Here is a 12,782-nt window from a genome sequence, read left to right as displayed (position 1 = left end):
CGACTCCAACCAGAATAATTTATTTTTTGGAGTTCCCTAATGACCAATGACCAATGACCAATGACTAATTTCAATAAATCCGCTTTCCCTAGTGGATAATTTTGCAATCATTTTGCAGTAAAATTAGTCGTCTAGATACAGGAGGGCTTTTTGCGATGACTCGTGTCATCATAGTACGTCATGGTCAAAGCAGCTATAACACCGAGCGGCGTATCCAAGGGCGCACTGATGCGTCAACATTAACCGAAAAAGGCCGTAACGACGCCAGTAAACTAGGCAAAGCCCTGAGTAATCTTTCGTTTAATGCGATTTACAGCAGTCCCTTGCAACGAGCAAAACATACAGCAGACATTATTCACAGTGAGTTAGCTTCCAGTGCTGGAGAGTCTGCGGTGGTGCAAGTTTCTGATTTGCTGCTAGAAATCGATTTGCCTTTATGGGAAGGAATGCTGACAGCCGAAGTCAAGCAAAAATTGGCTGAAGACTACCGCACTTGGCACGAACGACCCCACGAACTGCGGATGGTACTCAATGACGCACAAGGAACAAGAGAACATTTTCCGGTTCTGGCTTTATACGAACAAGCGCAGCAGTTCTGGCAAGAAATATTATCCCAGCATCAAGGCGAAACTATTCTGATTGTGGGACATAACGGTATTAATCGCGCCTTGATTAGCACAGCGTTGGGAATTTCCCCTAGTCGTTACCATTCAGTACAGCAATCCAACTGTGGTATTAGTGTCCTAAACTTTGCTGGGGGACTGGGGGAACCAGTGCAGTTAGAATCTTTGAACCAGACGCAACACACCGGAGAAACTCTACCCTCCCTCCGACCAGAACATCAAGGAGTAAGGTTGCTGCTAGTGCGTCACGGGGAAACAGACTGGAATCGCCAAACCAGATTTCAAGGACAAATTGATGTCCCCCTTAACGATAACGGTAGACAACAATCGCAAAAAGCAGGTGAATTTCTGCAAAAAGTAGCGATCGCTTATGCTGTAAGTAGCCCAATGCTACGTCCAAAAGAAACAGCAGAAATTATCTTAAAACATCACCCAAGCGTGAAGTTAGACTTACAAAGTGGTTTAAGAGAAATTAGCCACGGACTTTGGGAAGGAAAATTAGAAACAGAAATAGAGCAAGAATTTCCTGGAGAATTGCAGCGTTGGCGGTTAGTCCCAGCCGAAGTCCAAATGCCTGAAGGGGAAAATTTGCAACAAGTATGGGAACGTAGCGTTGCAGCTTGGCAATCAATTGTGGAGACAGCCTTAACTAATCAATTCAAAACAATTTTAGTAGTAGCTCATGATGCGACAAATAAAACTTTACTTTGTCACATTCTTGGTTTACCCTTAGAAAATTTCTGGAATTTTCGTCAAGGCAATGGCGCTGTTAGTGTTATTGACTATCCTTCTGGATTAGATGGTTTACCAGCACTGCAAGCAATGAACATCACCACTCATTTAGGTGGAGGCGTATTAGATAAAACAGCAGCCGGGGCGTTGTAGGAGTGCTGAGTTAGGAGTTACAAGTTAGTAGTGAGTAGTTAAGAATTAGGAATAAAGTTAGGAGTTAGGAGTTAAGAATTACAAGTTAGTAGTGAGTAGTTAAGAATTAGGAATAAAGTTAGAAGTTAGGAGTTAAGAATTACAAGTTAGTAGTGAGTAGTTAAGAATTAGGAATAAAGTTCAGAGTCAAGAGTCAAAAATTAGGAATAAGTTGGGATTGACGAAAAAAGTTAGAAGTAAGAAATCAAGGAATCAAGTTAGAAGTGATGAAGAAAAAACAAATACTCCCAACTCCCAACTCCCAACTCCTAACTCCCAACTCCCAACTCCCAACTCCTCACTTCCAACTCCTAACTCCTCACTTCCAACTCCTAACTCCTAACTCCTAACTCCTCACTGCTAACTCATAATTAAAAAGTTTTATGATTGAACTGCTACAACAAGTACGGGTAATTGACCCGGTTTCCGAAACTGATGAAATATTTGATGTACTAATTGCTGATGGTTATATCCAAGCAGTAGCTTCGCATATTTCTGACATCAGTACTGATACACAAATTAGAGATTGTCAAGGGTTAGTTCTTGGTTCTGGGTTAGTGGATTTATACAGCCACTCCGGCGAACCAGGGTTTGAAGAACGGGAAACTCTTGTGTCTTTTTTGCAAGCTGCTGCTGCTGGCGGCTTTACTAGAGTTAGTATATTACCCGATACATCCCCAGCTATTGATAATCCTGCCCTTGTGAGCCAGTTGCAGAATAAGAGAGGGGGACAAGGAGACACGGGGACGCGGGGACGCGGGGACAAGGAGACGCGAGGACACGGGAATGCTATCAACGATTTCTTTGCGTCCTTGCGTCTCTCATTTCCCGCGTCTTATTCTGTCCCTCTGCTTTATATCTGGGGCGCTATCACCTTGGATGTTGCTGGAAAGCAAATGACGGAATTGGCGGATTTAGCATCGGCTGGGGTTGTTGGTTTTACTGATGGTAAGCCGTGGGAAAATTTAGCGCTGGTGCAACGGGTGTTAGAGTATTTACAGCCGTTGGGGAAACCTGTTGCATTTTGGCCTTGCGATCGCCAATTAGCTGCAAATGGTGTAATCAGAGAAGGTGTCCAAGCCTTGCGCTTAGGTTTACCGCCAGTACCCGCCAGCGCCGAAACAAGTGCGATCGCTGCTTTGATAGAATTAGTTGCAGCGATCGGTACGCCAGTACATATCATGCGCGTTTCCACAGCCCGCAGTGTGGAATTAATCGCTTGTGCCAAAGCCACTGGCTTACCCATCACTGCCAGCACCACTTGGATGCATCTTTTACTTGACACCAAAGCAATTAAGAGTTATAATTCTAGCCTGCATTTAGACCCACCTTTAGGTAACGTCAATGATGTAGCGGCGTTGCGGGCGGGGGTAAGAGGAGGGGTGATAGATGCGATCGCCATTGACCATGCACCCTATACTTACGAAGAGAAAGTCCAGGCTTTTGCTGAAGCACCAGCTGGAGCGATCGGTTTTGAGTTAGCATTGCCTTTACTGTGGCAATATCTTGTGGAAACTGGGGAATTTACAGCATTAGAGTTATGGCGGGCATTGAGTAGTAATCCAGCCAAGTGCTTGACCCAGAAAATCAATGCAATTACCCCTCATCAACCAGCAGAATTGATTTTATTTGACCCACAACAAATTTGGAAAGTTGAAAGGAAAAACCTGCATACACTTTCACAAAATACACCTTGGTTAGGACAACAATTACAGGGTAGAGTTGTGCAAACTTGGTGTTAATTACGTTTAATTGTGTTGATATACATTCTCTGAATAATTTGTCAATATAACAATATGATGTGATTTCTGAGCGACAATTCCATGATAAAGACAGATATTTTAGTGAAAGTTACAGCAGAGGATCAATTGAAACTTTCCGCAGAAGTTCAGGCTCAACTTCACCCCGGTGATGAATATCTTGCGACTATTACAGATGAAGAAATTGTATTAAAAAAAATCTCCAAGCCGAGTGTAAATTTAGATGAATTTATCGAAAAAATGGATGCACTGGAACCCGATTATAATCAACCAAGCTTAGAAGAAATTCATGAAATCGTTAAGGAAGTGCGGCAGGAGTTATGGTCTAAAGAATGAAAATTGTGCTCGACGTTAACGTTTGGATTTCGGCTTTGCTTTGGGGTGGTATACCAGGTAAAATTTTACGTTTAGCACGAAGTCAACAAGTTAATATTTACAATTTTTTGTAAGACTTATATGTTGAAGTTCACAGGTATTCATATGACGGAAGAGACCAAGGACGGAAAAAACACATACTTCTTGACCCCAAACGCTACGGGGGACTAAAATCGGAAGGTGTCCTTCGGGGGCACTTATGTCGAACGTGAAGTCTGAGTATGTTAGCCATTTAATTTGTTTTTCGGTTTGTTGTTTTAATCCAAACCATTTGTTAACTACAACTTTTGTCCACTTCCGCCAGCCGACGCGATCGCTAAAGGTGTCGTAGTCTTCTAGGCTTTCCCAAATGCGTTTTTGCACGCTAAATCCAAAACGTCCATTACTGTATTTTACCCACAGTTGGTCAATGGTGCGTAAATCAGTACAGGGAAGCTTACTAATAGATCCAAGATCGAGCGAAGTGTTTTGTTCGCTCCCAGAAGCTTTGAGCATAACTGCCAGAGTTTCTCGATCCGCTTCTATCCACACACCATCTCTGAGCAAATCACGCAAACGCGTATAGTCCACACACTTCTCAGAGGACAGCTCATTACTAGGAGATTGCTGTTCTTGTTGCAGTCTCTCAACTTCTTCTTGTTCTCTTATTTTTTGCAGCCTTTCAGTTTCCTGTTGTTGCTGCCTCTCGACTTCTACCGTTTCTCGTAGTCGTTGCAGGTTGTCTGCTTCGTTCAATTGTCTGTTGGCTTCTTCTGCTTGTTGTAGTTCCAGTTTCGGTGTTTCTTCTTGTTCTCTTAGTCTTTGTAAATTCTCGGTTTCTTCTTGCTGCTTGAGTTTTTGTTTACGCGCCTCGATTAATTTATCAGCCGCATTCCAAATTCCTTCAACTACATTTGTGAATGCCTCATCTCGATTATGCCAAGAATTCGAGATCACAGGTGTGGCATTCTTAGGCAAAGCTTGAATTTGAGCTAGGGTTAATGGTGGGTACTTCCAATAAACGCTTCGCAGAATAATTGGAATAACACAAGCCTCTCTAGCTTTATGGCGTTCTATTGCTGTATTAACTTCGACTTCCCAGCAGTATCTGGAAGCGAGGAAGTCTGAACTAATGAGCAACAGAATAATGTCAGCTGTCTTCAGATTTTTCTTAATTTCGTCATCCCACTCCTCACCAGGCAGGATTTTGCGATCGTGCCAAGTAGAAATAATACCACTTTGTATAAAGGGACTCAAATGTTTATCTAGTTCATCCTGTAGAGGTTCGTCTTTGTGAGAGTAAGAACAGAATACCTTGAGCGATACTTCTGCCATTTTGCGTTTCAGGATTAGGATTAAGTTACGCTTTTAGCAAATTATAGTATTTTTACCTGATTTTCCTCAAAAGCTAATAGTAACAGTTTCAGTAGTTTACTTAGGCCATAATAACTAGAGCGATCGCTTTTTTAATGTTGTTCGCTCGATAGATAGCAGAATTTAGTAAAACCCAACATTAACTTAAACATAACGTTGGGTTTCACTTGATTTAACTACCCGGATTATTTGGTGGTGTTGCATCCGGTGGCGTTTCGGCTGGGGGAGCCAGAGATGCATCTGGAGCAATTTCCTCTACGGGAATCTTTTCCTTGTTCTCAGTTTCGGTATCTGGTTGGGCTGCTTCTACCGATTCCCAGGAAGGAGGATTTGGTGGAATTGCTTCTGGTACACTCTCGCTTTTTGCTTCGGTGTCGCTACTAACTGTCTCTTGTGCTGGTTGTTCTGGTGTGGCAGTAGTATTGTCGATAATCTCAACAGCAGGTTGCTCAGTTAATACAGAAGTAATGTCTTCAGGTTTGGTTGTTGTGGATGTCTTTTGACCCACACTTTGTTGCACCTTGTCTTTCACGCCACTCAAAGTGCTACCAATATCCTGTTGCAACTGAGCTACCCTCTCCTGAAGAGACAATTTATTCACCTGTTCCTGAATGCCAGTTTTCACCGTCTCAGGACTAGGCACTTGGGTTTGTTGCGCCTGTGGTGTTAGTTGGCGACGTAACGAAAGAGTTTGCCAGCCAAACCACACCAAAAGAGCGACACTAGCCACATGACCGAGCAATAACCCCCCAGAAATGCGCGGTGCAAACACCCATAAAACTAAGGCATAGAACAACCCGACACCGCTCCAAATAAAATCATTCTTGCGGTGGATTTCTGGGAAAAAGAACGCTGCAATGTAAATGGCTAAACTACCAAGACCGACCACCAAAGCTAGGACATATGCCAGCATTATTCGGTTACTCCTTTGACTAGGGATTGGATATGGGGCATGGGGCATTGGGCATTAGAAGTTGGGAGTTAGGAGTTGGGAGTTAGGAGTTAGAAGTTATTTTCCTTGTCCCCTTGTCTCCCGGTTGGTGAGCGAAGTCGAACCGCATCTCCCCATTCCCCATTTCCTTTTATCAATTGTTGATTTAGATACAACTTAAAATTAATTATCTGTGTTACTTGTGGATTTTTGTCGTTGAGATCAACTCTTAAGGTCTTCTTTAGGAGATCGACGAAAATCTCGGACTACCCTAAAAGATGAAAGGATCTGCAAGAGTTAGCCAAACAAATTTATGACACTACAAAGCTTTGGTGTGATTGGATTAGCCGTTATGGGTGAGAATATCGCTCTAAACGTCGAGCGTAATGGCTTCCCAATTGCAGTTTACAACCGCTCGCGAGAAAAAACGGATGCTTTTATGGCGCAGCGTGCGCCAGGACGGAACGTCAAAGCCGCTTTTACCCTAGAAGAATTTGTCGCCTCATTGGAACGTCCCCGCAAAATCCTGGTGATGGTGCAAGCTGGTAAGCCAGTGGATGCGGTGATTGCTCAACTCAGACCTTTGCTAGATGAAGGCGATATCATTATCGACGGTGGTAACTCTTGGTTTGAAGATACAGAACGACGCACTCAAGAATTAGAACCTACTGGACTGCGATATCTTGGTATGGGTGTCAGTGGTGGTGAAGAAGGAGCGCTAAATGGCCCTTCACTAATGCCCGGTGGTACAACTAGTTCTTACGAATATCTATCACCAATTTTCAACAAAATTGCTGCCCAAGTCGATGACGGCCCTTGTGTAACCTACATTGGCCCCGGTGGTTCTGGCCACTATGTCAAAATGGTACACAACGGTATTGAGTATGGCGATATGCAGCTAATTGCTGAAGCCTACGACTTGCTGAAAAATGCTGCTGGACTAGACCATAATCAGCTACATGAAGTGTTTGCTGAATGGAACACCACCGACGAACTCGATTCATTTTTGATTGAGATTACGAAGAATATCTTCCCTTACATTGACCCAGATACAAATCTACCCCTGGTGGACTTGATTGTTGATGCAGCTGGTCAAAAGGGAACTGGACGCTGGACTGTGCAAACTGCATTGGAATTGGGAGTTTCGATTCCCACAATCACAGCGGCTGTGAATGCCCGGATTATATCTTCTATCAAAGAAGAACGGGTAGCAGCATCTAAAGTCCTCACAGGCCCCAGTGGCAAGTATAGCGGGCAAACCAAGGACTTTATCAACAAAGTACGCGATGCTCTCTATTGCTCAAAAATCTGTTCTTACGCCCAAGGTATGGCGCTACTTTCTACAGCTTCAAAAACATATAACTGGAATTTGAATCTGAGCGAAATGGCGCGGATTTGGAAAGGTGGTTGTATTATTCGCGCTCGCTTTTTGAATAAGATTAAGAAGGCTTTTAACGAAAATCCAGCTTTGCCTAACTTGCTGTTAGCTCCCGAATTTAAGCAGACAATTCTCGACAGACAGACTGCTTGGCGGGAAGTGATTGCGACAGCTGCAACACTGGGAATTCCAGTACCCGCATTTAGCGCATCCTTGGATTATTTTGACAGCTATCGCCGCGATCGCCTACCCCAAAACCTCACTCAAGCACAACGCGACTACTTCGGCGCACACACTTACCTGCGTCTCGATAAGCCAGGAACCTTCCACACTGAATGGGTACCAATTGCTGAAGCTGATAAAAAATAGGCTTTCGCACTCATACACCAGCATATTGTGAAAGTTTAAAGCGTTTTCAACTGCAATTTTGAGAGTGACTCTGAATTTCAGAGTCATTTTTTTATCAAAACCCACCCCTAACTACCACAAAATAATACCATTTTGGATTTTAGATTTTAGATTTTGGATTAGGAATTGCTTTGTACATTTCGATTCTGAAAATCCATCTGTATCATTCTTTTTTCAAATTGGTATAGTCTTTGTTTTGTAAGGTACGTTTTGCCGTGAGCGTCAGCCGAAGGGTTGAAACCCTATCCGCAAGTGGCGTGGCTGAATTTTCCCTGTTCCCTTTTATTGACTTAGACCCTTTAAATAGAATACGATTATAGATTGTCTGTCTAATTCCGCTCGGAACAGGTAGACATATTGCAAAAGCTGGGAAAACCAGCTACCTGTACGGCAACTTCAAGGACAATTCCATGACCTACGCAATTATTGAAACTGGTGGCAAACAAATCAGAGTAGAGCCAGGACGGTTTTACGACATCGAACTGCTTCCTGTGCAAGCAGATGAAAAAGTTACAATAGATACAGTATTATTGCTCCAGCATGATGGCGAAGTCACCATTGGACAGCCACGAGTATCAGGTGCAACTGTAGAAGGGACTGTACTGCGACATTTTAGAGATCGTAAAGTCCTGGTATACAAAATGAAGCCGAAAAAGAAAACCCGCAAAAAACGCGGACATCGCCAAGAAGTTACCAGGCTTTTCATTGACTCCATTAGTCTTAATGGTGCGGTGTTTACTGCTTCAGCTGCAACCGATGGAAGTCCTGCTGTAGATGACACTCCTGCTCAAGAAGCGGAAACCGTTGCAGAATAATAGAGAAAAGATAACGTAGATAAATAACAAGGAAATCATGGCTCATAAGAAAGGAACAGGTAGTACACGCAACGGTCGTGACTCTAACGCCCAACGTCTAGGCGTCAAGCGCTATGGCGGTCAAGTTGTACGTGCAGGAAATATTCTCGTGCGTCAGCGTGGCACTAAATTTCACCCTGGTAACAATGTCGGTATTGGTAGCGATGACACTTTGTTTGCCTTAATCGACGGTGTAGTCACCTTTGAAAGAAAGGGCAAAACCCGTAAAAAAGTTAGTATTTACTCAGTGGCAACCGCTACTGAAGAAGTAGCAAGCTAGAAAATAAGGTGGGGACAAACGACCATTTGCCCCGCCCTTAATTTGATTTCTCAATTTAAAATCCAAAATCTAAAATCCGTCTTGAAAAGTTTAGATGCCTGCGGCAAGTCCCTTCGGGTCTACGCCAGAAGCCTGCGCTCTAACTTTTCGCAAAATCTAAAATACTCTCAAAATTGTCTGTGTGGTTTCACCCATGCCAATTTCCAGACTCATCTGCTAGAGATGCTAAAGGTTTAGTGTTATAGAAAAAATGCTTGCTAGAGTCTGGAGTGCATCAATTGTTGGTATCGATGCTGTTAAAGTAGGCGTGGAAGTCGATGTTTCAGGAGGATTACCGGGAATTGTTGTCTTGGGGCTTCCAGATTCAGCGATTCAAGAATCAAGAGAAAGAGTGAAGGCAACCCTGAAAAATGCAGGTTTCGCCTTTCCTATGCGAAAAATTGTCATTAATTTAACTCCGGCCGATTTACGCAAAGAAGGCCCCTGTTTCGATTTACCTATTAGTGTGGGAATTTTGGCGGCTTCTGAGCAAATTAGCGCTGATTTATTAGGAGATTATCTATTTTTAGGTGAGGTATCACTGGATGGCAGTTTGCGTCCAGTGGCTGGTGTATTACCCATCGCTGCTGCTGCCCAAAAGATGGGAATTATAGGTTTAGTTCTCCCTGCTGATAATGCCCAAGAAGCAGCAGTGGTGGAAGGTTTGGCTGTTTATGGTTGCCAACATCTCTCGGATGTGGTGGACTTTTTAAATAATCCAGGGCGTTACAAACCTGTGCAGATTGCTGATAATTTAGAGACGTTACATGTAACGTCTGTACATTCACCAGATTTACAAGATGTTAAAGGACAAACTCATGCGCGTCGTGCCTTAGAAATTGCTGCGGCCGGCGGGCATAACTTGGTGTTTGTCGGGCCGCCAGGTAGCGGTAAAACTATGTTAGCGCGGCGTTTACCGGGAATTTTGCCGCCTTTGAGTTTTGCTGAATCTTTAGAGGTGACTCGAATTCATTCGGTGGCTGGTTTATTGAAAAATCGTGGTTCTTTAGTACGCGATCGCCCTTTTCGCAGTCCCCATCACTCAGCATCCGGCCCCTCTCTGGTAGGTGGTGGTAGCTTTCCTCGTCCTGGGGAAATATCATTATCTCACAATGGCATATTATTTATGTTTTATATACATTAACTATCTATTCAAAAAAACAACAACAACATTACCATTAATCGTGTAGACTTGCTTTTAAGTAAGTTATTCACGCTATTCACAGTATTCATAGTGGCTAAAGTTCTGGACTCAGTACAACGCCTACCGGACGGTAAAGAATTAGTTCGGTGGCATCTGGTAGATGATAATTATCAGGTTATTAAACCTGTTGAGCAGTTTCTGCGGTTTAAGCAATTAGGCGGTTCTGCTGTCGGAACAATTAAGACATACGCAGAGAAGCTTAAAGATTTCTGGAAATATCTAGACATAAAAGTGCTTAACTGGCAGGACTTTGATCTAGAGGAAATGGCTGAGTTCAACCACTGGTATTTAACTGGTGGGTTGCTGCTTGATGAAAATTTTGTCTCTTCTAACTCAGAAAATATCTTGGTTCCACGTAACGAATCTACAGTGAACCTAGCATTGACTGCTGTGGTGCAATTCTATGATTTTCACGTCAGGAGAAAAACTTTTGATGACAAAAATCTGTGCGTATATAGCAAATTCCGTAGAGAGAAGCAAAGTGGGATGTTTGCAGGCTACAGAAAAAAGTCACCTGTTAAAGTCAGGTTGGTAAAAAATAAGGAGCGGGAAAAGTTTCCTGGTTGTTTAACCCCTGATCAAGTGCATACCCTGATTGATGCCTGTTACCAAGATCGAGACAAGCTAATCCTTTGGCTCCTGGCTGACACTGGTATGCGGAAAGGTGAACTACTGGGGCTTCATTGGTCTGATATAGATTGGAATGCTCGAACACTGAAGATAGTACGGCGAGACAATATTAATCATGCTTATGCTAAAGGTCGGGAACGCGAACTTTCTTTAGCTGGACTTATGACAAATCGAGAGTTTTGCAAAATCCTTAGTAAATACTCTGATATCGATTATCCCCATGATGTTGTCAAAAATTTGGGACATGACATGGTTTTCGTCGTTTTACATAAAGGTTCACCCAGTTACGGTAAACCATTAGAACCGCAAAATCTAAACAAGTTACTAAAACGACTTCATCAAAAAACAGATATCGACATAACAAGGGTATATCCGCACTTGTTCAGGCACACCTTTGCAACTCACAACATTCGTAAGGGAAGGGAAAAAGGGCAAGATCAAGAGAAGACAGCAAAGAGTGTACAACGACAATTGGGGCATAAGTCAATCGCTACAACCTTAGATATTTACGAGCATTCCTTTGACGAGGCTGAAATGTTGAATGAAATGGAACGTGTAACAGAAGGAAAATGACCCTAGCATTACAAGAGGCACAACTGTTTGAAATACTTTCTGATCCTGGAAATATAGCATCTACATATATCACTGATGTAAAGTTGCAACGAGATATCTGGAATATAGAGCAGGACTTACCTCTACTGAGAGAACAGGCACATATAATCGGACGTCAGACTATAAATTTTCAGGGAATTACTCTAGATTGGTTGAAAGATTTACTTAAGCTGGCAACACTTATTGCGGTCGGAAATCGGCGGTGGAGCCTATCTAGGTTAAAGACTATTATTAATTCAGTGAATAGATTTAGTGTTTGGTTGGTTAATCAGGGCTATGTCACAGTATCTGTATTAAATTATCAAGTTGTGCAAGAGTGGGCAGAAAGTGTAAACCCAGTAATAAAAGGTGGTCTTTTAGGATTCCTTTCTGTACTAAAAGAACTAGATTGTATTCAGTTTAAAATTCAATGGAGTTCGCGCTCTAATAAACAAGCGAAATCTCCTAACATTATCCCAGAGGAGGTTAAATATAAAATTGATTTAGCTTTGGAACAACTAGAGAAACCTATCTATCTCATCTTCAAGTTACATGAGGCGTTGGGAACTAGAAGTATAGAACTTTCTAAAATTCCTTTGGATTGCTTAAGGAGACGCAAGGAGATAGACCGAATCCGTCTGTGTACAGGTAAACAAAATGACATAGAACAAGAGCAAGACATACCTGAAGAATTGATACCGCTAGTGCATCAACAGCAGGCATTTGTCCGGGAGCATTTTGGGGACACATTCCCGTGGTTGTTTCCCAACTGGAAAAGCCGTAGGCCACAGTTTTCTAATCAAGGTTGGCCACTCATTTTTGAGTACCATCAAGAGCAAATTAAACAAGTAGGGAAAAAACTTAATCGGATACTAAAATCGCTTATTGAAGAAAACGATATTCGTACTAATGATGGCAAACTGCCGTATGTAACGACTCACATGTTTCGACGCACTTATGCAACAGTCGCTGATCGTATGGGTAAACGCCCAGATTTAATTCAGCATGGGTTACGACATACTAATCCCGATATGCAGGACTCGTATGTTTACGTTTCACCACAACAGCAGGAAAAGCGTATAGAGAGAGTGCTAGTAAACAGAGATGGAGAACGGACTACTATTTATTTTACAGACCAAGATAGTGAATTCATTCGTGAAGAATGGGCAGCTAGACAGGTGGAACTAGGACTTTGCGCTCGACCTGACATTATTAAAGAATGCCAGTCTGAATATGTATGTTTAAGTTGTGAACATATTCGCTTTACACAGGAGCATTTACTTAAATTAATAGAGATAAAACAGACGAACGAACAGTTATTAGATAAATGTCTGGAGAACAATCAATCAGACAGTCGTCGCGCTAATAGCGCTCGTCATTTCATCAGTATTCTCAACCCTATCATTGTTAGCTTGCAACAGTAAAAGAGATA

10 protein-coding genes and 1 pseudogene are annotated in these 12,782 nt (G+C 42.6%); 9 read left to right on the top strand and 2 right to left on the bottom strand.

Annotation, left to right across the window (positions count from 1 at the left end; all coding sequences use genetic code 11):
* Positions 1–155: 155 nt before the first annotated feature.
* From VF06_RS24530 to VF06_RS24520, 3 genes are all read left to right on the top strand, one after another.
* Positions 156–1,508: a histidine phosphatase family protein gene (locus tag VF06_RS24530; RefSeq protein ID WP_099069840.1), complete on the top strand. Its 1,353-nt coding sequence runs from the start codon at positions 156–158 to the stop codon at positions 1,506–1,508.
* A 422-nt stretch (positions 1,509–1,930) separates the two neighbouring features.
* Positions 1,931–3,289, top strand: coding sequence for a dihydroorotase (locus tag VF06_RS24525; protein ID WP_099069841.1), 1,359 nt, complete (start codon positions 1,931–1,933; stop codon positions 3,287–3,289).
* Positions 3,290–3,370: 81 nt separating this feature from the next.
* Positions 3,371–3,643, top strand: a complete 273-nt coding sequence (locus VF06_RS24520; RefSeq protein ID WP_099069842.1) for an AbrB/MazE/SpoVT family DNA-binding domain-containing protein — start codon at positions 3,371–3,373, stop codon at positions 3,641–3,643.
* A 90-nt stretch (positions 3,644–3,733) separates the two neighbouring features.
* Here the strand turns inward: VF06_RS24520 and VF06_RS24515 are convergent, their stop codons facing one another.
* Entirely contained in the window at positions 3,734–4,996 is a 1,263-nt protein-coding gene (locus VF06_RS24515) for a GUN4 domain-containing protein (RefSeq protein ID WP_099069843.1), read from the bottom strand.
* 211 nt (positions 4,997–5,207) lie between these two features.
* A complete protein-coding gene (locus VF06_RS24510; protein WP_099069844.1) occupies positions 5,208–5,948 on the bottom strand; it encodes a Ycf66 family protein in 741 nt (246 codons plus the stop codon).
* Positions 5,949–6,279: 331 nt separating this feature from the next.
* Here VF06_RS24510 and gnd point away from each other — a divergent pair, with 331 nt between their 5' ends.
* From gnd to VF06_RS24480, 6 genes and pseudogenes are all read left to right on the top strand, one after another.
* Positions 6,280–7,713, top strand: a complete 1,434-nt coding sequence (gene gnd / locus VF06_RS24505) for an NADP-dependent phosphogluconate dehydrogenase (RefSeq protein ID WP_099069845.1) — start codon at positions 6,280–6,282, stop codon at positions 7,711–7,713.
* 449 nt (positions 7,714–8,162) lie between these two features.
* Positions 8,163–8,567: a 50S ribosomal protein L21 gene (gene rplU, locus VF06_RS24500; RefSeq protein ID WP_099069846.1), complete on the top strand. Its 405-nt coding sequence runs from the start codon at positions 8,163–8,165 to the stop codon at positions 8,565–8,567.
* A gap of 37 nt (positions 8,568–8,604) precedes the next feature.
* Positions 8,605–8,886: a 50S ribosomal protein L27 gene (rpmA, locus tag VF06_RS24495; protein ID WP_099069847.1), complete on the top strand. Its 282-nt coding sequence runs from the start codon at positions 8,605–8,607 to the stop codon at positions 8,884–8,886.
* 250 nt (positions 8,887–9,136) lie between these two features.
* Positions 9,137–10,054, top strand: a pseudogene (locus tag VF06_RS24490) (YifB family Mg chelatase-like AAA ATPase); the annotation flags it as partial.
* A 105-nt stretch (positions 10,055–10,159) separates the two neighbouring features.
* A complete protein-coding gene (locus VF06_RS24485; RefSeq protein WP_099069848.1) occupies positions 10,160–11,332 on the top strand; it encodes a tyrosine-type recombinase/integrase in 1,173 nt (390 codons plus the stop codon).
* Positions 11,329–12,774 carry a site-specific integrase gene (locus tag VF06_RS24480; protein ID WP_099069849.1) on the top strand — a complete coding sequence of 482 codons (1,446 nt, stop codon included), beginning with the start codon at positions 11,329–11,331 and terminating at the stop codon, positions 12,772–12,774. Before VF06_RS24485 ends, VF06_RS24480 begins: the two co-directional genes overlap by 4 nt.
* The last annotated feature ends 8 nt before the right edge of the window (positions 12,775–12,782 follow it).

The organism is Nostoc linckia z4, from assembly GCF_002608075.1.
Lineage (GTDB): Bacteria > Cyanobacteriota > Cyanobacteriia > Cyanobacteriales > Nostocaceae > Nostoc > Nostoc linckia.
This window is presented reverse-complemented; position numbering and strand designations above follow the sequence as displayed.